Origin of the sequence: Bacillus sp. CGMCC 1.16541, assembly GCF_003184905.1 — a bacterium.
Lineage (GTDB): Bacteria > Bacillota > Bacilli > Bacillales > Bacillaceae_H > Priestia.
On record NZ_QFRU01000001.1, the window covers coordinates 274,277 to 298,281 of the forward strand.

Below are 24,005 nucleotides of genomic sequence, written 5' to 3' on the forward strand. Positions count from 1 at the left end.
TCCTTTCAATTCTTAGTGAGGTGCTCTAATGTCTCAATTGTGCGTTTAAGCTTCTCTAAATTGAACGGATTCGTAAGTGCTTCTTTCAAACCGACATAGTAATTTTCACACTGCTCCGTCATTTCTTCCTTATAACCATCTACATATGCTGAAAAAGATGTTTTATAATAACTAATTAACCGTTGCTCTTGAGACGTTAAATATATTTGCAAGTGCGGCTCAAGTAGCAGTTTTAACTCATCAATCATCTTTTCCTTTTCATTTTTCTCAAAAAAGCTTTTATTGTTTTTATACAAGTTTAACACCTTTTTAAAATGTACTGTGTTCGGTACATGCATTGCATCTATCTCGTTACTACTATCATCATTGTTTATTTCTGAAACGACTGGTGAAAACGTTTCATCAATATGCTGCGCTTTTTTCATGAATACCTTGTGAATATCAAAAGCAAGTTGGTTAACAAATTTCCCTCCACGTAATGTCGTAGCTCTTACCTCTTGAGTAGCATCAAATGTCATAGATTCTAGTAATTCTTGTAAACAAGCTTGAAGCTGATCTTGCTTATTTCCTTTGTCATCACGTAAGCTCGCCGGATTAAATGATTCTTTAAAAAAGTCGTAATAACGAATCATGACTCGCTGTTGAACATAATAAAGAAGTTCCTTTAACTCACGTTCAATTTTTTCCTGTTCATTTTCAACTGTCATCACGTCAATTAAACGCATTATATTCTGCTTCATTTCGTCTAACGCGCTGATGTGTTTTTCTTTATCAGCTGCCGATTTCGTTTGCAGTCTTTCTACCTCTTGAGATACGTGAAGTGCACGTTTTATATCGCCATAAGCAGAAGAAGTTGCAATTTCGGTGAGTTCATATGAAATAAACTGATAAAATGCTTTTTCAAATGGTAAAAACTTCGAATTCGCTTTATCTTTGAGTGCCAATAAGCTAGAAACTGGATATAATCTCGGAAATCGAATTCCATATTGCCCTAGTTGATCGCGTACATATTCTTTCACTAAGTCTAGCTCTCCATCAGATGACGCTAAATCAGCTGCATTGATGATAAAAAACATTTTATCGAGTGTAAAGACATCTTTAACACGTCCTAGCTGAATTAAAAATTCACGATCTGCTTTTGAGAAGGCATGGTTATAATAAGTCACAAACAAGATGGCATCTGCATTTTTAATATAATCAAATGCTACTCCTGTATGTCGAGCATTGATTGAATCAGCTCCTGGCGTATCAACAAGCGTAATTCCTTTACGTGTTAATTCACAATCATAATATAAATCAATAAACTGAACAAAGCAGGCTTTTTCTTCTTCTACAACATATTGACGATACTGTTCCATATCTGTTGTGATTGACTTGCCTAACGATTCTTTAATGACGTCATATCCATTTAATACTGCATGTAGAAATGATAAATGCAGCTTTTCACGCACATCCGCACTTTCGACTACAGCAATCGATTGAATTAATTTTAAAGCTTCTTGCATATTGGTTGCACGTTCTTTAAAGAAGGAAAGAGAAACGTTTACATCTTCGAACAGTTCAGCTTCTGCTTTAATATGAATAGTTGCTGTTTGATGTGGGTGCTCAGTTGCTGGCGGTACAATCTTGTTAATCGTTGCCGTCGTTGGATTTGGTGACACAGGTAAAACAGATTCACCTATTAACGCATTGGCAAACGACGACTTACCTGCACTAAATGCTCCAAACAACGCTACTGTATAAGATTGTTGTTGCAATCGTTCTTTTTTATCAATTAGTTGTTTGACAAAAGGATGCAACTGTTTAAATGATTTCATACTCGAAACAGCTGTCTCTATGTCACGTACTGCTACTTCAACTGACGTTCCTTTCACTTCTTTTCGAATGTCTTGCTGCTCATTTTTCCTTTCTTCTACTTGTAAGACAACTTGTTCATCACGTTCACTAGCTAACGTATATGTATCACGTATTGACTCTACTAACTGCTCCTCTTGTTCATCAGATAATAAATTGGCTTGTTGTACAAGTTCACGTAACTCAGCTTCTTGATTATTCTGCTTCCTGTTTGCATGTTCAAGATTCTCAATAGCCGTTTCAATCGTCTTCATTTGTTGCAAAGAGTTCGTCAATACGGTGACCTGTTCCTGATTCATATGCTTCCATACAGAAATCAGATCGGCAAATAGATCGTTTAATTGTCGTTCTGCTCGCTTCTTCAGTTCAGACGCAACGTCAGTTGTATACGTTAAAACATAGTCTCCACTTACCGATGCACCCGATTTAACAATGTTAGGAAGGTCCTCTTTTGTAAATGGAATCAAAAATGAGCGAATCTTTTCAGCTAAACGTGTATCTTCAATCGATTCATCCGTTAAAAACTTTTGCACGTACTGCTTTAAGTGCCATTGTAGTTGAGAATCCATACGCTCATTTACATCATCATACAGTGCTTGTAACCGCTGCGCTCTTTCTTCTTCTGTTTTCTTTTTAGAAAATAAAAGTCCCATCTTAAAATTTGGTTGTAAACTTTCTAGAAATAAACGAGCTTTTTCTCTCATTTCATAAGGCGTTAGATTTGCGTGTTGAATAATAGCACGCGTTTCTGCTACATACGTTTGCTCTAATTCAATTCCTTTTTGAGTTAATTGATGTAACTGATTTTGAAGGTCTGTCACTTTACCGCTAACTTCTAAAAGCTCTGACTCTGATAACGGTTCTACCAATTCTCTGTAAGGTGTTAATATTTCTTCTTGTTGTTCACGTAAAAACGAAAGATGCTGTGAAATAAGTTTGTTCATCGAGGCCTGAATGTTTAGAGGCCGATCTTTTTGCTCACTCATTAACGTTTGTAACCACATTTTCAATTGTGGCAACTCATTATAGATGCACGTATCGTCTTTTAATGACGTATAAAAAATACGCTCAGGCTTAATGTTCCATTTAGCAAATGAATCGGAAACAGATTGTTGAAATGCTTCAAACGACAGCTCTTCATCACGATGTTTATCTACTTGGTTGACAATGAGAAACAAACGTTTATTTTCATTTTGTAATTCTTTCGTAAACTGTAAATTTAATTCTGCTTGAACGTGGTTGTAATCCATGACATAAAAAATAACATCTGCTAAATGCAAAGCCGATTCAGTCGAAACACGATGAGCGTCATCAGTTGAATCAATCCCCGGTGTATCCATTACAACAACGCTTGAAGGAAGTTTTGTTGTATCGACGGATAAATGAATTGCTTCTACTTCATCTCCATCTAGACAAAAGCGTTTAATTTTCTCGAAATCATAAGGCGCATTATAACGTACACGATCCCCTTTTCGGTACTGAACCGTTGCGTGTTCATCTCCCGACTTTACAGCAACTAAATTTGCACTTGTTGGAATAGGACTTGCAGGCAATAATGGATAACCTACTAGTTCATTAATCATACTTGATTTCCCGGCTGAAAAGTGACCACAAAATGCAATCACATACTCATTATTCATCCACTTTTTTTGTAGTTGAATGGTTTTGTATGCTTGTTCCTGATCTCCTTGTTCATTGAATGCTGTATACAAATGAAAAAGCGACGAAGCAATCTTTTGCTTTGTCGGTTTGATTAAAGGCTCCTTTGTCTGTCTCATCTGTTTATACCCCTTTGCCTCATTTTTCTTTTATTTTACTTGAATTCTCTCTCATTTCCTATAAGAAAACTGAATTTTTTAACAGAATCCATGTAGCTTTCCCTTTAAATACTTTACATTAAGTTAGAACAGAAACTTTTAGTATCGTAAAAACAGAGGTATTTTCATTTACATCTCAGTCTTCCCTAATGAAATACTCATCAAATAGTATAGCTATTAGCATCTGCCTTCTTCATTTAAAGAGTGCTTTAAGTAAACAAGAACAACGCATTTAATAACAAAAAAGCTTGGGGCATCCCAAGCTTTTTCATGTGTTAATCATTCATTAACTACTTTTGTTATGAAAACGTATGTTTTTTTCGGCTGCGATTTTAAGTTTTCTCCACGTTATCAGAACTACTTACTATGAATCGTCAGCTTTTTGTTATTATGCTTTTTGAACGTTTTCAATGTTTTTCATCACATATGTTGTTAGTGCTGTATATGTAACAATTGTTCCGATCACAAAAAGACTTACCATATGGTCCACCACCCGTTTCTATTTGATGAAATTGATAATCTTTATCAGCTGTTTTTATCTTATCACGAAAGATAATCATTTTCAATTAGTTTTTTCACGGTTTTTTAATCGGAATAAACCTACGATGTTGTTGTGTAGATGTCTCATAGTTTGTAAATAACTTTAACGCTTTTTCTTCAGACGGTATGCGTACCGACAAAATGGCTACGTTTAACACGCTAAATAAGATCATTGTAATATGAGCATGAAAAAGCAAAGGAATCACAATAAATTCAATGGCTACAATCACATAATTAGGATGTTTAATAAATTTATACGGCCCTTTTAAAACGACATCCGCTTCTGGTAAAATAATAATTTTTGTGTTCCAATATTTACCTAAAGATGAAATTGCCCATACTCTTGCCGCTTGAACGATTACAAATAATAATGTTAACCACACCCACCAATTAGATACTACTTTCTGAAACCATTGCACCTCAATAAACAAAGATAGAAAAAAACACATATGAACGATCACAATCCATTTATAATGAGTTTGCCCGACTTCAATCGCTCCCTGTTTTTTCATCCACTTTTCATTTCGCTTCGCAATAAATAGCTCCATCATACGCTGAATGGCTAAAATGACTAATAATGTATAGAAAATCATTTGCTCACTCCCACTTTACTAGTAACAACTCTGAGCTAAAGCCTGGACCAAGTGCTGTTACAACTCCATACTCCCCTGCTTGAACATTGTCTCTCATAAACCGATCTAATACGTATAACACTGTTGTTGATGACATATTTCCAAATTGCTTTAAAACATCAAGTGAATGTTGAATCATGCTGTGATCTAAAGTCAAACTACTGATATATGCTTCTAATACTTTTTTGCCACCAGGATGAGCAACAAAATGAGTAATATCTGATATCGTTAAGTAATGTTTTTGAAGAAAGGGATGAACTTGTTTTCCGAGCCACGTTTCCACGATGGTTGGAATATCTTTTGAAAAGATGACATATAAGCCATTGTTTTTAATATCCCACCCCATCACATCTTCTGAATGAGGCATGAGCGTTGATTGAACATCTATAATCGAAGGATACGCAGACAAATTGGTAATGGAGCTTACATCCACTTTATCTCCTGTTACGAGGGCTGCAGCCACACCATCAGCAAATAACGACGTACCAATTAAATTACTTTTCGACCGATCATTTCGTTGAAACGTTAAACTACAAAGCTCAATCGATAAAACAAGTACTTTTGCATTTGGAAACGCTAAACAATACTCATACGCTCTTGATAAACCAGCTGCTCCGCCTGCACATCCTAATCCCCAAATCGGAATACGCTTTGTGTGAGCAGAAAAGGGGAGCTTGTTCATAATTTTCGCTTCAATACTTGGTGTAGCGAGCCCACTCGTTGAAATATAAAAGATAGCATCAATGTCTTCATAAGGGACAGGGCTTTTTAAGTACTCTTCATTATGCAAACAAGACGTGATGGCTTTTTCTCCAAACTCGACTGCACACTTGATAAATTCATTGTTTTTTTCTTCAAACGTATGATCTTCTCTAAACCATGACATTCCCTTTGCAAAGTGTCTTTTTTCTATCTGACCATTTGCAAAGACTGTTAATAGTCGATTAATATCTTTGAATGATTGAGCAAAAAGCTCTTTTGCAAACAAAACCGTATCTTCTTGTTTTAATTCATGTGGAGGAACACACAATCCAACTGAAACAACCTTTGGCAACATTCTCACCTCTTCTATGACAGGTAACTATATTTTTTGTCATATTACGGAATTTATTCAAAGCAAACCTAGTTTTACTAAAAACGAATGAGAACAAAAAAAGACTTCCCCTGTCTAGGAAAGTCTACGTTTTGAAGGATTGTGTATGTTTGTTGTGCATTTCTATTATATCGCAAACAAAGCGACTGTAAATCGACAATATTTGGATATTCAAAGAACTGAGCCAATAGGGATAAAACCACTCCTATTGGCTCAATTCACAACACTTTTTTCTTTAGAAAAACCAGTAGTATCAATGGATAAAGAGGCAAGGGATGCTGCATGTAAATGGTCTTTTTATTAATACTAACTTCTGGCTCACGCTCTACTATCTGAAAGAAATACATTCACCCTTTTGAAAATGTTATCTTTCGTAAAAGAAAAGAGACATAAAGATTTCGTCAACATATTCACCATTAATATATGCTTGTTCTTTATAGGTACCTTCTTCTTCAAAGCCCATTTTTTTATATAATTCAAATGCCACAGGATTTGAAGCAAATACTGTTAGGCATAATTTTCGAAGTTCATTTTTCTTACACCAATTCAGTGTATATTCCATAAATTGCTTTCCGATTCCCATTCCTTGCGCTTTTGAAATAAGCCATGTACGGAATAAACCGGTGTGACGTTTCATTTGAATCTCACCTCGTAACACACGAGCAATTCCTACGACTGTTCCTTCAACTTCTGCTACGACGTACATATGACCGTTTTCTTTTACCTGATTAATGAATTCAATTTCCTCTTCTAGTGAACGCGGATGATCTTTTTGAATAAATTCTCCTGCTTCAATAATTTCTTTTACCGCTGTTGTAATTTGTACAGCATCTTTTGCTTCCGCTGGTCGAATAGTAACCGTACGTCCATCTTTTGCTTCAAATGTCACTACTTCATTATTCTCAATCGTTAACATGTATATCAACTCCCTAACATCAATCTTCATGTGTTCATAGTTTGCTGTTTTAGCCTGCATATTATCGGTGGTAAAGATTATGGTAATATAACATACTTATTACTTACTACCCATTACTTACACCGTATAAACAGCCTTTAAGGAGTTTTTATTCTTACATATGTCTATTTAGGTTTCAACAAATTATACTTATAAAATTAAAGTTCTAATTTTCCGAATACAAAAAAGAGGTTGAGACATAATGAAATGATTCTTTCTCAAAGACGAACACTGACGTTTCTATAGTAGTTAGATTATAAGAGCTAGTTCGTTCCATTTCGCTTTAGCCACTCGCTTTCCTCTATTTTCCGCAGGAGTCGAGTGTCCTACGCTCCATTCCACTATTCTTTTAAACTTTTTTTACGAATCGACAAAAAGATCCGAACTATCAAAAGTGTATAACTCATGATAATTCGGATCTATTACCAACTGAAAGACTTATGTCTCAGTCTCTTTTTTTCATTATGAAATTGCTTCATGTTTCATTGCTGGTGAAACAGCTGACGAATGAGTTTTTTTTCTTAAAGGCATCATGTTAAATACAATGTTTAAGAAAATAGCGGTCATGCTTCCCGCGACAATTCCATTACTTGTAATAATTTGTACACTTTGAGGCAATTTTACGAACAAGTCTGGCACAACTGTTACTCCTAATCCCATCCCTACAGAACAGGCAACAATTAGAAGATTCTCTTGTTTTGCTAAGTCAACTTGACTTAACATTTTAATGCCATATGAGATAACCATCCCAAACATGACAACCATTGCACCACCAAGAACAGGGTTTGGAATAATGGTCGTAATTGCAGCTACTTTAGGCAAGAAACCGAGTACAATTAAAATACCACCTGCTGCAAAAATGACTTTTTTTGATTTGACACCGGATAACTGAATAAGTCCTACGTTTTGTGAATAAGCCGTGTAAGGAAACGCATTGAATAGTCCACCAAATAAAATAGCTAACCCTTCTGCTCGATACCCACCAGCAAGATCTTTTTCATCAAGTTTTCGATTACAAATATCACTCACCGCAAAATACACACCCGTTGATTCTACAATCCCAACCATTAACACCAACAACATCGTTAAGATGGCTGTCACGTTAAACGTTGGTGCACCGAAGTAGAATAATTCTGGAATATGAACCCACGATTCATTCTTCACTGCGGATACATCTACTTTTCCCATAAAAGAAGCTACAATCGTTCCACCAACTAGCCCTACTAACACCGAAATGGAACGAACAAAGCCTGTAAAAAAACGATATAAGACGACGATAAAGAGTAGAACACCAAATGATAAGGCAATATTGCTTAAACTTCCATAATCTGCGCTTCCTTCGCCACCTGCCATGTTTTTCATCGCTACTGGAATAAGTGTAATTCCAATAATGGTCACAACGGAACCTGTCACGATAGGTGGAAAAAAGCGAACAAGTTTCCCTAAATATTTAGCAAATAAAACGACGAATAACCCAGCTACAATAATAGCTCCGTACACAGATGTAATTCCGTATGAACCACCAATTGCAATCATTGGACCAACAGCTGTGAAAGTACATCCTAATACAACTGGTAACCCTATACCGAAAAAGCGATTTTTCCATACTTGTAATAACGTTGCGACCCCGCACATTAATAAATCAATTGCAACTAAATACGTTAGCTGTTCTGCTGTAAGTCCTAATGCTCCTCCAACGATGAGTGGCACAATGATGGCTCCTCCATACATCGCTAATACGTGTTGAAACCCAAGTGACAATACTTTTCCGTTCATTCCTTAAACCCCCATTGTGCTTGCTTCTTTTACAAATTGCACACTCCCATTTTTTAATGATGCAATTCGCGCTAACGATTCTACTTGTATTCCTTTTTCTTGAAGCTTTTTTCTGCCATCTTGAAATGCTTTTTCAATCACAATCCCTATTCCAGTCGTTCTTGCCCCTGCTTGCTCAACAATATGTAACAATCCTAACGCAGCTTGCCCATTTGCTAAAAAATCATCAATAATTAAAATATGATCGTCTGCTTTTAAAAACTTTTCAGCAACTGAAATTTCTGTTTCTTCTTGCTTTGTAAATGAGTACACTTTCGATGTTAACAATCCATCTTGTAGAGTTAACGATTTACGCTTACGTGCAAATACCATCGGCACACCTAACTGTAAAGAAGCCATAATGGCAGGTGCAATTCCTGAAGATTCAATCGTTAATACTTTTGTTATGTTTTTATGTTGAAATCTCGCTGCAAACTCTTCACCAATCTGTTTCATTAACAACGGATCCATTTGATGGTTTAAAAATGAATCTACTTTTAAAATGCTTTCAGAGAGCACAATGCCATCTGTTAAAATCTTTTGTTCTAATACGTTCATATCCGCTTCCTCCAATGTTGTAAAAAATAAAAAAACTCAAAGACATCGCCACACTCACTTATGAGTGGAGCCATGTCTTTGAGTTTTTGAAAACACAAAGAAACAGATAAAAAGGATACTCCTTTTTTCTTCATCGCTCACCCATAGTCAAATTGTTTACGGCAATTCGGTAGAAACTTGCGAGCCATATCCTCGCGATTATATGAGTGCTGTATTAAGTTACTTGAATTATAGCAAGAAAAAACATATTTGCAAAGACTTTTTTCGTTTTTATCGAACTTTACCTAAAAATAATCATTGTAATATTCGTTTTTAAGACACATCTCTTTTAGGGACATTATCATCGAGTCTGTTACTTGGGGGATTCCTCATTTAACAGGACGCGTCTTAACGAAAACGATGAATGAACTAGCTATTACTCAAGCGCTTGTGTGGGCATTTGGCATGGTTATCATGTCTGGTGCTATACATAGTGTTCGATTACTAAGGTCAGATGAAGCGTGGAACGTGACGTTTCATCTGACCTTCTTATGTTATACTAGTTTATACACGCGTCGATATTTCTCTTCTAAGTAATCAATTAAGAACTGAGCGTTCAGCCCTTCACCTGTTACATCGTTTAAAATCTCAAGTGGTTTTTTCATCTTTCCGTATTGATGAATATGCTCTGTTAACCATTCACGAATGATATGACCTTCTCCATTTTCAAGCAACTCATCATAATTAGGAAGGTCTTGAAGCATTGTATTTTTAAGTTGGGCTGCATACATATATCCTAAAGCATAAGATGGGAAATAACCAAAGCTACCACCTGACCAGTGAACGTCTTGAAGTACACCTTCACCATCATGACTTGGACGAACACCTAAATACTCTTCATACTTATCGTTCCAAATTTGTGGTAAATCTTTTACAGCCATTTCTCCATTTATTAAGCCTTTTTCAATTTCATAACGGATCATAATATGAAGTGGGTACGTTAATTCATCAGCTTCAATTCGAATGAGTGATGGCTGAGATTGATTGACTGCACGATAAAAATCATCAAGAGCCACGTCATCAAATTGACCTGGAGCGTACTTCTTTAATACATCATAATTACGTTTCCAGAATGAATAGTTCTTGCCTACAAACTTTTCAAAGAATAATGATTGTGACTCATGAATCCCCATTGACGTACCATCACATAACACCGTTCCAATTAAATCTGACGAAATATTTTGCTCATACAATGCATGGCCACACTCATGAATGGTACCAAAGATAGCCGTACGGAAATCATGTTCATCATATTTTGTTGTAATCCGAACATCTCCTGGGTTTAAACCAGTCGCAAATGGGTGAACCGTTTCATCAAGGCGACCTGCATTAAAGTCGTAGCCTAGCTCTTCTAAAATAGCCAAGCTGAACTCGCGTTGCTGCTCTTTTGGAAACTTTGAAAATAAAAACGATGTTTCTGGCTTGTTTGAGGACGCCGCAATTTGCTTCACAAGTGGAACAATGCGCTCACGTAATTGACCAAATACATTGTCGAGTACCTCTACCGTTACACCAGGCTCATACATATCTAATAAACGATTGTATTTATTTCCTTCATAACCCCAGTATTCAACGAAGCGTTTATTAAATTCAACAATTTTCTCTAAGTAAGGCTGAAACATGGCAAAATCAGCTTTATTTTTCGCTTCTTCCCATAAAGATTCTGCTTTCGATGTTAAAATAACAAATTCTTTATATTCATCTGCTGGAATCTTTTTATTTAGTTCATACTTTCTTCGACATTCTTCTATCGACTTCTTTGTTACCTGTGATATATAAGGTTGAGCCTCTTTACTACTTAGTTTCGCAATAAAAGCAGCCATTTCTTCTGATGTATATAATCTAAAAACCTCTGAAGAAAGCATTCCAACTACTTCTGAGCGCTGTTGCACACCTTGTTTAGGTGCTCCTGTTCGTAAATCCCAATTTATTAAACTAATGGCCTCTTCATATCCAGTTATTTTTTGCATATAATCATAAAATTGTTTCTCAATTTTTGTTATTTCATGTTTCACAATTACTCCCCCTCTACTCTGCAAAACTTTCTGAATTATTTTAACATAATTCATTCTTTCTGTCATTTCAAAAAGGAGGGTGGGACATAACGAAATGATCCCTTCTCCAAAACGAACAATACTGTTTCTATCATCTTTAGGTTACAACAACAAGTTCGTTCTATTGCGCTCCATTCCACTATTCTTTTAAACTTGTTTTTCCAACCAACAAAAATATCCGAACTACTAAGAGTATATAACTCAAAACAGTTCGGATATCTTATCTACTGCAACACTTATGTCCTAGCCTCTTTACACTTACGCATGAATTGGTCTTGTTGGTAAATTACTTTCAACCGTGTTCATTACTTCTGGTTGAAGCGTATCTTCTACAAAAATGGTAATAAGTCCTTTATCACCATGGGAACGAATTAGTCGTCCTACACCTTGTTTCAAACGTAACATCATATATGGCATATCAGCGTCCCAAAATGGATCTGCTACTTGGTTACGTTTTGCTTCAAAAACTGGATCGTTTGGTGGAAATGGAAGTGACCATACAATGACGTTTGATAATGATGGACCTGGAACATCAAGTCCTTCCCATAAATGAACCGCACATAAAATTGTTTCTTCTTCTCGTTGAAACTGAGACACAACTTTACTTATTTCTTGATCACCTTCAAATAAGAACGTATAGTGTGTCAATTCAGTCGATACTTTTTTAAACTGCGCAAGCTCTTCTTTACTATTGAATAAAAGAAGTGCTCGTCCATTTGTTTTCTCTAACTGTTGTAATGTAAAAGTAAATTTATCAGCAAATGACGCATCACCAGCTTTCACTTGCTTAATCGTTACGTTCATTTGCTCTTCATAATCAAATGGTGATTCTACCGAAAACGATAAAGGATTGGATACACCTAAACTATAAGCTAAATAATCAAATGATTGGTTATCTGAAAGTGTCGCTGATGTAAAGATATATGGAATATTTTTCGAGAATACACGATCTTTTAATACATCTTTTACTGCTTGTGGCATAATGACAAGTGTCAATTGAGCTTCATGCTCTTCTGCCCAGTAAATAGCATTTTCATTATCCATAAATAAACGTAAAGAGTAATCAATTTGGTCAAGATACTCGTCTACAATACGAAGTGTATATTCATCAACTGTATATGTTTCACTTTCAAACACGAGTTCATTCCCAATATGCTCTAGCAACGCTAACATTTCTTTAACTTTCGCTTGTAACCCTTCTGTTCGTGTTACTTCTTTTCGATTCGAACCAAGGACATCTGTACTTGCAAAGCTTACTTCGTCAAAGAATTCAGCATACGTTTTAATAGCACGCTCAATTTGATAAGCAAAGCCTTCACGGACATCATTTTCCAACAAGCGCGTTAATAAGTTCTCAAGTGTATCTTCTTGAATTCGATACGTTAACGCTTTTTGAGCAGCAAACTCTAATAGATGACCTTCATCAAACACAACGCAGCTGCTTTCAGGTAAAAATGGCATTTGCCCTTCGCGTTTTCGTGCTTCATATGTCCAGATGTGCTCCATATAAAAATCATGTGAACAGATGATTAAGTCTGATGCTTTACGATAATGATCTCTTGATAATGTCAATCCACATCGGTGACGTTGATCACAAGAAGAACAATCTTGGAACGAATCCCAGTTCACAAAACGCCATTCTTCATCTGTTAAATGAGGGTACTCTTTTCGATCCCCGTAATGGTAGAATGATTGCATTCCGCTTCGATCATGCACAAAAGGTGGCAGTGTATCGTATATACGCTCAATATTTTCGTTATCTGTTCGCATTGTAATGCCGTCTAATTTTTGTAGACAAAGGTAGTTATCTTGTGATTTAGCTAAACGAACATCAATGTTCAAATTTAAAATACGAGATAGCTTAGCAATATCTCCCTCTTCTTTTACAAGCTGTTCAATCAGTGTTTCATCTGCACAAGCAATAATGGCTGGCTTTCCTGTATAACGAGCATAGCAAAGTGCATATAGTAAATACACAATTGTTTTACCTGTTCCTACACCTGCTTCAGCAAACATGACTTTCTTTTCTTTAAAAGCGCGTTCCACTTGAAATGCCATAAAAATTTGCTCATCACGTTCTTCTAATCCAGCTTCAGGAAGATGATCATAAAACACATCTCCAATCCACTCATTCAATTTATCATAGAAATTTTCATCGCGTTCAATTGTAAAAGGTAACCGTTCTCTAATCATGATTTAGACTCCTTTGACTTATATAAATCAATTCATAAACGTAGTAAGGTTCATGTTTTAATTTGACAAATAAACATATTTTCCTGCTTATTAACAATATTTAAGCGATTGAAAAAAGGGTTCTCATCTTTTCCCAATCGCTTATGTATCATTTATTTTCTTTATTTTAATTCTAAAATCAGGGACACTTCATATTAAGTATACGTTTCGAACAAACATTAATTATCAATTATTCGACTTATTTTGTCAATATTGTTTCACTCAGCAAGTGAAAGAAAACACTATGTATACATTTTATGGTTGTTCAGCCTGTAGTCACTACAGATTACGTTTCGAGTATTCCGCGTCAAAAAGATATGATTTAAAAAGTCACCATAAAAAGAGTGAGTCCAATGGAGTAAAAGCTACTCCATTGGACTCACTCTTCCTTCACATCTACATCAAAGACTTAAATGCTCTAGCTCTCCTCATCCATTGAAGTTGCATATAGCATATAGCGCTCATCAACAGATGTCGCAAATGATAGAGCTGATTTATATTCTTGTTTTGCTTTTTCAAACTCTGACAGCGTTTGAGGTGCCACTTCAGTTTGTTGCTGAAGTAATTGATAGCTATGTTCTAATGCATGCTGAATTTTTTCAAAATCGAGTTGATTGTATGTCATAAAAACGCCCTCCTACTCAGGCAAATAAATGAAATACTATTACTATATACAAATACGTATCTGTTTATACGCTAAAAAGCGTGATGTTCATAAACATCACGCCTTTTTATTAGTCTTACTTATTGGTTATTTCTCGGAGGACGTTTCCCCCAGTATTGATAGTAATCTGTTTCAATGAATCCATTAAAGAGCTTACGTTTTTTGGTTGCTTGCTTTCCGTAAAATTGCTCAAAACCTTTATGAGATGTGAGCATGTAAATAGACCACGTATCTAAATTAGCAAAAGCTTGCCCCATCTCACTATACATTTTTTCAACAGAAGGACGATCGCTTAAACGTTCACCATATGGCGGATTTCCAATTATCACTCCATATTCTTTTCTCGTTGTAAAGTCACGCACCTGCATCTGTTTAAATGTTACTAAATCACCAAGACCTGCTTCAAATGCATTTTCCTGTGCAATTTTCACCATGCGATGATCAATATCAAACCCTGTAATGTCAAGTTCTTGATCATAGTTTGCTACATCTTCTGCTTCTTCTCTTGCTTTATCCCACACATCAGCAGACATCCACGGCCATTCTTCCGAGATAAAGTCTCGATTGAATCCAGGAGCAATGTTTTGACCAATTAATGCCGCTTCAATCGGGATTGTACCAGAACCACAGAACGGATCAACAAACGGTTTAGCAGGTGTCCATGACGTTAACATAACAAGCGCTGCCGCTAACGTTTCTTTAAGAGGAGCTTCCCCTTGGTCCACACGATAGCCTCGTTTATGCAGTCCAACTCCACTTGTATCAATCGTTAATGTCGCTACATCTTTTAATAATGCCACTTCAATTTTAAACATAGGTCCTGTTTCATCTAACCAACCTTCTGTTTTATGATAGTGTCTTTTCACACTATCTACAATTGCTTTTTTCACAATGCTTTGACAATCTGATACACTGAATAATTTCGATTTCACGGACTTACCACTTACCGGAAATTGCGCATCGACTGGTAAATAGTCTCCCCAATTAAGAGCTTTCGTTTTTTCAAACAGCTCATCAAACGTTGTTGCTTTAAACTGTCCCACTTGTATTTTAATACGGTCAGCTGTACGAAGCCATAAATTACAGCGAGCGATAGCAAGCTCGTCTCCTTCAAATACAACCTTCCCGTTCTCTACTTCACATTCATACCCTAGTGCACGTACTTCTTTTGCGACAAGTGCTTCAATCCCCATCGCGGCAGTTGCAATAATTTTATACTTACCCATATTTTAACCTCGTTTATTTCAATTTAGATGTATCTGTAAAGTACCACATCTGTATGTACATTTCAAACAATCTCGTAAAATTAATAAAGGTTTGAGAACTTAATTCCCAAACCTTTACTGTTTATGTTCGGCATGCACTCAATGATTGTTCAATATGTGCAACCGTTTGCTCATTATTCAGTCGTTAATAAGTAAACACGCGTTTCATACGGTTTTAACATAAATGAATGAGCAGACTCAATGCTATCTAATGGATAGTTGTTCGCTAATACTTTTTGAGTTGTAAATGTGATATCTTCTGGAAGTTCAAATGTTTCTTCTTGACGAGACATGTTACATACAACTACTACTTTCTCGTTCCCAAGTGTACGTGTATAAGCATAAACTTTCTCGTGATCTGGTAAGATCAAATCGTATGCTCCATAAACTAATACTTCGTGTTCTTTACGAAGACGAACAAGATTTTTATAGAAGCTTAAAATAGAAAACTTATTGTTCAACTGTGCTTCTACGTTAATTTCTTTATAATTTGGATTTACGCCCATCCAAGGTGTTCCAGTTGAGAACCCTGCATTTTCTTTTGTATTCCACTGCATTGGCGTACGAGAGTTATCACGACCTGTTTCCCAAATTACAGGCATAATTTCTTCGTGTGAACGACCTTTTTCACGTTGGATGCGATAATAGTTAATCATCCCTACATCATTATAATCCTCAATGGAATCAAATTTTACGTTTGTCATCCCAATTTCTTGACCTTGATAAATGAATGGTGTTCCTTGCATTAAGAAGTATAATGCTGCTAAACATTTTGCGCTTTCTTCACGATATTCTGGATCACCAAACTTATTAATTGAACGAATATGATCGTGATTTTCTAAGTATAACGCATTCCAGCCGTTTACTTTTTCTAATCCTTTTTGCCAATTCGTTAAAATCGTTTTCATTTCTTTTAAGTCAAGTGGACTTGATTGACCTTTGTCCCATAAACTCATGTGCTCAAATTGAAAAATCATATTGAACTTTCCGTTGTCAGCTCCAACCCACTCATCAGCGCCATCCCATTTTACACCGTTCGCTTCACCGACTGTCATAATGTCGTATTTTTCAAATGTATTCTCTTTTAATTCTTGTAAATGCTCTTGAATTCCTGGACGATTCATATGCCCTTCAAAAGATGGTACATAATCTAAGCCTTCTGGATTTGGCAAATCAGGGAACCCTGGAACTTTTTTAATATGAGAAATGGCATCCACACGGAATCCATCAATTCCTTTGTCTAACCACCAGTTTACCATCTCATATAACTCTGTACGCACCTTTGGATTTTCCCAGTTTAAATCAGGTTGTTTACGCGAGAATACGTGCATGTAATACTCTTTTGTTTTCTCATCAAACTCCCATGCTGAACCACTGAAAATTGATTCCCAGTTATTTGGTTCTTGTCCGTCTTTACCTTCATGCCAAATGTAATAATCACGATATGGGTTCTCTTTTGATGAACGAGATTCAATAAACCAAGGGTGCTCATCTGATGTGTGGTTGATAACTAAATCCATGATTAATTTCATACCACGTGCATGAACTTCTTCTAGTAATTGATCGAAATCTTTCATTGTTCCGAAATCATCCATAATATCTTGATAGTCACTAATATCGTAACCGTTATCATCATTCGGTGATTTATAGATCGGACAAATCCAAATAACATCAATTCCAAGGTCTTTTAAATAATCTAATTTTGAGATTACACCTTGAATGTCACCAATACCGTCTCCGTTTGAATCCATAAAACTACGTGGGTATATTTGATAAGCGACTGCTTCTTTCCACCATTTCTTTTCCAATATGTTCAACCCCTCACAAAACTACGTTGAAGTAAGCGCTAGCAAAAAACTAACACTATCCCATATTGTATAATGAAAACGTGTAAAAAAACAGAGGATTTTAATAAAAAATGACGAAATAACTAAAAAACTCTCCATTCGATATGGAGAGTTTACATTTCATTATTATTTTCAAAATACGTTTCATTTTTCATAAAGTTGTCGAGTGCTTATCAATAGCGTTCTGTAAGCCATGTTTTGTCCCTTTGTACTTCAATCGGCTAGCAGCCTCGTACTCCGGTGGCAACCATCTATCTACAAGTTGATAGTCAACTCGTCCTTCCGTCCGTTCAATTCCTTCTGGAAGATGCCCCTACCATTATTTGGGTTTCTCGCTCGAGGGGTTTACCTCGTTCCACTCTCACCATTTCTAATGAGACTCCGTCACTGTGGCACTTTCAGGGTATTAAAACCATATCGAAAGACTTAGGTTTGTTCCCCGCCGTTAGCCTAGTTGTCTAGACTACCCTAGCTTATGACTTCGCTAGGCACGAACACTACAGGCATCGCAGCCTGTGCGAGCATGGACTTTCCTCTACATCCTCAAGGGATGCAGCGGTCACCCAAACGCTATTGATGACGACAAGTACTAGTATAATAAAAATAAGAGCGAAATGCAACTCCTATTTTTGCCATACTTTATTCGTACAATTTACTACCAAATACATGCTTTTCCAAGTTAGATAAACGTTTTAGAATATCAAAGTTTGTCGTTCCACTTGCTTGATTTTGATTATACGTTTGCTGTTGACGTTTTGATGAATCTTCTAATTGTTTTTTCAAACGCATATTCTCTGCCTGAAGATTTCCAATTTCCTCGTGGAATGCTTCATAATCTTTAATAATTGAATCTAAAAACTTATCTACTTCTTCTTGGTTGTAACCTCTCATGCTTGACTTAAAGTCTTTTTCTAAAATTTCTTTTGCTGTTAAGCGAATTTTATCAGATAACATGTCCCTCACCTCAATACGCTTGCCCTATTCATTATTACTTTATATTTTTTCAAAAATAGGATGAATTGTCAATTTTTCTTTTACACGTTCGTTCGACAAAATGAAATTAATCCAATGAGTGTTGCTCATCTTCTACAAGATTTTGCAAATCATGCGATGTGATTGTCATGATTTCGTAATCAGCTTGCTCTCTTTTTTTCTTCGCAGTCTCTAACATATATTGCGGACTTCCTTCGTGCTCTTCATCATATATGATAAGCAATCCATCACTTTTTGCAACTATAAATTGATTTTTTAATCGAAATTGCATTGGACTTTCATACTTCTTTTTTGTAATACTATCCACAAAGTCAGCTTGGCTCACAATAAATTCATACCACTCTTGATTTGTTTCATTCCATTTTTCTTCTTGATCTAAAAAAGGTGTTAACACGGCCAACTTTAATTCTGGATACTCACATTGTAAATCAAATATGACTTCTGCGGCCCATAGTTCTACACCTAATTGTCCACTTATTATTACCCATTCTACCCCTTCTTCAATCAATGGAATTAACCTTTTATGTAAAGCTTTTTTAATGTATGTAATCCCTTCATACTTTTGGTTAAAAATTCCAAGTTCATAAGGTTTATATCCTGTAATTGCCAACACTTTTATCACATTACTAGCTCCTTATTAAAAAGATAATAGGAACTGATCAACGTCAGTTCCTATTAAAACTCTTATCTGCAATATCCTTTGCCTGGCATTTGTTGCATACCTGCTACTTGACCTGGAAATGGAGCATTTACACCTGGCATCATTCCTGGCATCTGCTGTGCACCTGCCACTTGACCTGGCATACCTCCTGGCATCATACCCGGCATCATTCCTGGCATTTGCTGTGCACCTGCTACTTGACCTGGCATACCTCCTGGCATCATACCCGGCATCATTCCTGGCATTTGCTGTGCACCTGCTACTTGACCTGGCATACCTCCTGGCATCATACCCGGCATCATTCCTGGCATTTGCTGTGCACCTGCTACTTGACCTGGCATACCTCCTGGCATCATACCCGGCATCATTCCTGGCATTTGCTGTGCACCTGCTACTTGACCTGGCATACCTCCTGGCATCATACCCGGCATCATTCCTGGCATTTGCTGTGCACCTGCTACTTGACCTGGCATACCTCCTGGCATCATACCCGGCATCATTCCTGGCATTTGCTGTGCACCTGCTACTTGACCTGGCATACCTCCTGGCATCATACCCGGCATCATTCCTGGCATTTGCTGTGCACCTGCTACTTGACCTGGCATACCTCCTGGCATCATACCCGGCATCATTCCTGGCATTTGCTGTGCACCTGCTACTTGACCTGGCATACCTCCTGGCATCATACCCGGCATCATTCCTGGCATTTGCTGTGCACCTGCTACTTGACCTGGGCCACCAATAAATTGTTGGTTGGTTGCTTCATTAACCGTTGATTGTGTTTGCGGGAAATAGTGTACATGTTTAAAGTTTGTTTGGTTAACAAAAGTTGTGTGTGTTGGATGAATATGTGGTACCACCACGTCTTGAGCACTAAATTGTGTACAGCACTTAGTTGGGTGAACGATTGGTGGACAACATTTTGTTGGTCTACAGTACATATGCATTCTCCTTTTTTTCGTGAAGTTAGTTATTACACTAATACAATATGTAAGGAGATGTGTACATGTACTGATTCAAATACCTATTTTTACGAGTTAATCACTCACATAAATGTGTAGTATGTGTTTTTAATGCTACTTAATACAATCACCGTTAAACAAATAACTGCGAAAAATGAAAATAAGATTACATTTTTCATAAGGCTCTCTCTCCACTTCACCATTTTTACAATACGCTCATCCGATGTCACGCATTTCCATAACACTCGCCGAATATCGAGTTGAAAAATACGCTTTCATTCTTCATTGAGTTTAGTCATTACAGTGAATTATTTTATCAATGACAGAAAAAGAGAACAATAAAAAAGTGAAGAAATGACCAAAATTTAATAATTGGAAATATTGCGTCATATTTGTCACATATAAACATGATTAGGTGTCTCTCTCTATCTTTACTTCCAAGCGTTTCATTCGCTTTTCAAACGCTAATTTTTCCTTTTCATTGTACATTTTTATTTGTTGATTCTTTTCTTTCCACCATTGATAAGCTTGCTTTGTACATGCAAGTGCTTCGTCAAAGTTTTTATAGCGATGTTCATATACCTTTGCTAGCTCGATTGCTGCTTCTCGTTTCGTTTTACCACATCCAGTTTGATAAACAACTCTCCATAAATCCATACACTTATCCCATTGTTTTTCTCTTTTGTACTGAAGAGCAATCGCCATTTTTGCTTTATCGTGTTCTTCTTGTTCGTGTGCTGACACATTCTCATACAAAGGTCTTGCTATCTTCTTTTCACCAAGTTGATCGTACCACCTTGCGACTTCAAATGTCTCCTTTATACTAAGAGATGCTCCTTGCAGAAGTTGATTGGAAAGATGGATATAAAGGGTAACAAGCGATAAAATATCATGCTCATTATGTTTCATCACCTCAAAGACACCTTGAGGGTTTTTTCGATCAACATAATCAAAATAAATCATCGGCGCTAAATATCCAGGTATATCACCTTGTCGCTTGATGTTTAAAACCTCTTCTTCTACTTTTGTGAGCTTCACCGAGTCTAGCTTATGCTTCCATAATCGCCTTGCTGGGTGAAGAAGGTCAAAGTGCTCGAGTTTCGGTAACGGTGGCAACTCATTTCGTAAGAGCGTATGTCTTGTTTTTACTTGAGGCCAATCAAAAGATTTTCCGTTATATACAATAGACGTTGTGAACTCACTGATATCTTTCAAAAAGAAGTAGTAAAGAGCGGTTTCTGCACTTGGTGAAGGAAGGAAATACTGTTTGACCTTTATCACATTCCCTTCTAATTGAGCATACCCAAGTAGAAAAATCGTTGTTCCCGCTCCGCCACTTAACCCGGTTGTTTCTGTATCAAAAAAGAATACTTCTGATACTTGCTTATTTTTTAATGACAACGGGTGTTGAATATCAACTTGCCACCAAACATCTGCTACAACATGCAAATCTGAAAATGGGTACAGACCATGCTGTTGCGAGAGAGGGTACGTTACTTCTCGGATAAAAATATATTCACCTTCGTAAAAGACTGGTTTTGCTCCAAATTCAATCCACTGCTGAAGAAACGGAATCGAAGAGGGTGATTCAGACACCTTCTCCTCTTTTCCACCTTTTTTCTCCACTTCTTCACGTACAATATGTTTTCGTAACTTCTTCAGCTTATTTTTCATCGCCATCATACTTCACCTTACGTAATGAATGGAGTAACTGAATCGAATCAGCTTTTGATGTGTCACCACTTGCTTCTGTACCAGTGCAAGATGGACACCCACTTTCACACATACAATGTGTAATGAGCTTGTACACTTCGTCTAACACACTGCCCATTTGTTCATACACTTTATCACTTAAGCCGATGCCTCCAGGATAACGATCATATAAAAAGATGGTCGGCTCTTCATTGTGAACCGCTTTTACTTGTGGAACAACATGTAAATCCGATGGGTCACACATCACTCGTAAAGGTGCAATGGATTGAAGAGCGTTCGCTACTCCAACCAAAGCTTGCTCTAAACGGTCCTCTGTCATGCTTCCCATTTGGCCACGAGCAAAACTTAGCCACACAGCATTGGTATGAAGCTCTTCCTCTGGTAAATGAATCGGCCCCGAACCAATGTTTTCATGCGTTTCAAATTTTATCTTTTTAAAAATCGTTGCCATTGCCGTGACCATCACATCGCCATACCCAATGTTATATCCATGCTCTTTTTTCTCCCTATCTGCTTCTAACACCTTTAACTGAACAGCCAAATTTGCATCGGTAAAATAGTCCACGTCTACTTCACGTACATATGCTTTTTTCTCATCCCAATCCAAATACTCCACTTGGTACTGAGTACCTTGGTGAAGATAAATTGCTTCATCATGAAGTAATGTCATCGCACTAAAGCGGTCCATTTCTCCAATCACTGTTACATTTGCAACATTCGTTTGATCAATGATGATTACATTTTCTTGAGACGCAGATCGCAAGCTAATATTATGAGCTGGAAACGACTCACTCATCCAGTACCATTTATCACCACTCATGTGAAGCACACGCTCTTCTGTTAAAAATTCAAGTACATCTTCAATGTCCACCCCATCAAACGTTTCTCCTTTTTTAAAAGGCAGTTCATATGATGCACACTTCAAATGATCGACTAAGATGACTAAGTTATCGGGATTAATACGAGCGGTTTCTGGGTTTCGGCTGAAAAAATAATTAGGATGCTGAATCATGTATTGATCTAATGGACTAGAGCTTGCGACCATTACAATAATCGCTTCACCGTGTCTTCGGCCAGCACGGCCAGCTTGCTGCCACGCACTTGCGACCGTTCCAGGATAGCCTGTCATGATACACACTTGAAGTTGGCCAATGTCTACTCCTAGTTCAAGTGCATTTGTACTTACAACACCATAAATTTCACCCGTTCTTAACCCTCTTTCAATGTCACGACGCTGCTTTGGTAAATAGCCACCTCGATAGCCTCGAATTGATTTCGCTTGTAGCTCGTTTTTCACAAGCTCTTGTAGATACGTTAAAATGATTTCGACACGAACTCGACTTCGTGCAAACACAATGGTTTGAATTTTATTCTTTAAAAACTCACTCGCTAAATTACGTACTTCTAATGTGGCACTTCGTCTAATGTTAAGTGGTTTATTAACAATCGGAGGATTATAAAACACAAAGTGCTTTTTACCAGCAGGTGCTCCATTATTATCAACTAATACAACATCTTCACCGGTTAATTCCTCAGCCAACTCTTTTGGATTCGCAATTGTCGCTGATGTACAAATAAAGATCGGGCTGCTTCCATAGTAACGACAAATTCTTTTTAGACGCCGAATGACATTTGCGACATGACTACCAAATACGCCTCGATACGTGTGAAGCTCATCAATGATGATGTACTTCAAATTTTCAAATAGTGATACCCATTTTGTATGATGAGGTAAAATAGCAGAATGAAGCATATCTGGATTTGTAATGACTACGTGTCCCGCTTTCCTTACCTTTTGGCGAATATTTGCAGGTGTGTCACCGTCATACGTATAACTGTTAATGGCGACCCCCATCTCATCAATGATTTCATTCAATTCACTTTTTTGATCTTGCGCTAATGCTTTAGTTGGGAATAAATATAACGCACGTGATTGTTCATTCTCAACAATGCTTTGTAAAACTGGCAAGTTATAGCAAAGTGTTTTTCCTGATGCAGTTGGCGTAACCGCTACAAAGTTTTGTTTATTATAAGCACATTCAAACGCTGTCTGTTGATGAGTATAAAGAGACGAAATCCCCCTTGTTTCAAGTGCATACTTTAATTTTTCATGAATAAACGAAGGAAAAGGCGCTGTTTTCGCTTCTTTTTCATCTATTGTATGCCAATGAACAATATTATCGCGGTACTGCTCATTCTCATTTAGTACATTGATTACTTCTTGTAAATTTTTCCTTACTTTCATGTTCATCACCTACCTACTATTTTAACGAAGAACGTATCATTTCACTAGATTCTATTCGTAAGCTTT

At 36.9% G+C, this 24,005-nt stretch carries 16 protein-coding genes, 1 other RNA gene and 1 riboswitch; all 17 genes read right to left on the reverse strand.

Features of this window, described 5'->3' with window-relative positions; all coding sequences use genetic code 11:
- Positions 1-5 precede the first annotated feature (5 nt).
- The gene (locus DIS06_RS05895; protein WP_110112311.1) at positions 6-3,632 is read right to left on the reverse strand and encodes a dynamin family protein; all 3,627 of its coding nucleotides are present in this window, start codon (positions 3,630-3,632) and stop codon (positions 6-8) included.
- 614 nt (positions 3,633-4,246) lie between these two features.
- Entirely contained in the window at positions 4,247-4,804 is a 558-nt protein-coding gene (locus tag DIS06_RS05900; RefSeq protein ID WP_110112312.1) for an isoprenylcysteine carboxyl methyltransferase family protein, read from the reverse strand.
- Between the two features lie 4 nt (positions 4,805-4,808).
- Positions 4,809-5,897, reverse strand: coding sequence for a type III polyketide synthase (locus tag DIS06_RS05905; RefSeq protein WP_110112433.1), 1,089 nt, complete (start codon positions 5,895-5,897; stop codon positions 4,809-4,811).
- Positions 5,898-6,300: 403 nt separating this feature from the next.
- Complete coding sequence (locus tag DIS06_RS05915; protein WP_110112314.1) at positions 6,301-6,852, reverse strand: GNAT family N-acetyltransferase; 552 nt, start codon at positions 6,850-6,852, stop codon at positions 6,301-6,303.
- Positions 6,853-7,353: 501 nt separating this feature from the next.
- Positions 7,354-8,667 carry a nucleobase:cation symporter-2 family protein gene (locus DIS06_RS05920; RefSeq protein WP_110112315.1) on the reverse strand — a complete coding sequence of 438 codons (1,314 nt, stop codon included), beginning with the start codon at positions 8,665-8,667 and terminating at the stop codon, positions 7,354-7,356.
- A 3-nt stretch (positions 8,668-8,670) separates the two neighbouring features.
- Positions 8,671-9,264, reverse strand: coding sequence for a xanthine phosphoribosyltransferase (locus DIS06_RS05925; RefSeq protein ID WP_110112316.1), 594 nt, complete (start codon positions 9,262-9,264; stop codon positions 8,671-8,673).
- A gap of 124 nt (positions 9,265-9,388) precedes the next feature.
- A riboswitch (purine riboswitch) is annotated at positions 9,389-9,490 on the reverse strand.
- 307 nt (positions 9,491-9,797) lie between these two features.
- Positions 9,798-11,273: a carboxypeptidase M32 gene (locus tag DIS06_RS05930; RefSeq protein ID WP_239421916.1), complete on the reverse strand. Its 1,476-nt coding sequence runs from the start codon at positions 11,271-11,273 to the stop codon at positions 9,798-9,800.
- Between the two features lie 342 nt (positions 11,274-11,615).
- Entirely contained in the window at positions 11,616-13,550 is a 1,935-nt protein-coding gene (locus tag DIS06_RS05935) for an ATP-dependent DNA helicase (protein WP_110112317.1), read from the reverse strand.
- Between the two features lie 457 nt (positions 13,551-14,007).
- Complete coding sequence (locus DIS06_RS05940; RefSeq protein WP_110112318.1) at positions 14,008-14,214, reverse strand: DUF3921 family protein; 207 nt, start codon at positions 14,212-14,214, stop codon at positions 14,008-14,010.
- A 119-nt stretch (positions 14,215-14,333) separates the two neighbouring features.
- Positions 14,334-15,479, reverse strand: a complete 1,146-nt coding sequence (locus DIS06_RS05945; RefSeq protein WP_110112319.1) for a THUMP domain-containing class I SAM-dependent RNA methyltransferase — start codon at positions 15,477-15,479, stop codon at positions 14,334-14,336.
- A gap of 173 nt (positions 15,480-15,652) precedes the next feature.
- The gene (locus DIS06_RS05950; protein ID WP_110112320.1) at positions 15,653-17,326 is read right to left on the reverse strand and encodes a glycoside hydrolase family 13 protein; all 1,674 of its coding nucleotides are present in this window, start codon (positions 17,324-17,326) and stop codon (positions 15,653-15,655) included.
- 221 nt (positions 17,327-17,547) lie between these two features.
- An RNA gene (gene rnpB, locus DIS06_RS05955) (RNase P RNA component class B) lies at positions 17,548-17,936 on the reverse strand.
- A 68-nt stretch (positions 17,937-18,004) separates the two neighbouring features.
- On the reverse strand, positions 18,005-18,319 hold the full coding sequence (gene gpsB / locus DIS06_RS05960) for a cell division regulator GpsB (protein WP_110112321.1): 315 nt from the start codon (positions 18,317-18,319) through the stop codon (positions 18,005-18,007).
- Positions 18,320-18,425: 106 nt separating this feature from the next.
- Positions 18,426-18,977, reverse strand: a complete 552-nt coding sequence (locus tag DIS06_RS05965) for an SLOG family protein (protein WP_110112435.1) — start codon at positions 18,975-18,977, stop codon at positions 18,426-18,428.
- Positions 18,978-19,042: 65 nt separating this feature from the next.
- Complete coding sequence (locus DIS06_RS05970) at positions 19,043-19,960, reverse strand: spore coat protein (protein ID WP_110112322.1); 918 nt, start codon at positions 19,958-19,960, stop codon at positions 19,043-19,045.
- Between the two features lie 432 nt (positions 19,961-20,392).
- Positions 20,393-21,661: a ribonuclease H-like domain-containing protein gene (locus tag DIS06_RS05975; RefSeq protein ID WP_110112323.1), complete on the reverse strand. Its 1,269-nt coding sequence runs from the start codon at positions 21,659-21,661 to the stop codon at positions 20,393-20,395.
- Entirely contained in the window at positions 21,645-23,939 is a 2,295-nt protein-coding gene (locus DIS06_RS05980; protein ID WP_110112324.1) for a DEAD/DEAH box helicase, read from the reverse strand. Before DIS06_RS05980 ends, DIS06_RS05975 begins: the two co-directional genes overlap by 17 nt.
- Between the last annotated feature and the right edge of the window lie 66 nt (positions 23,940-24,005).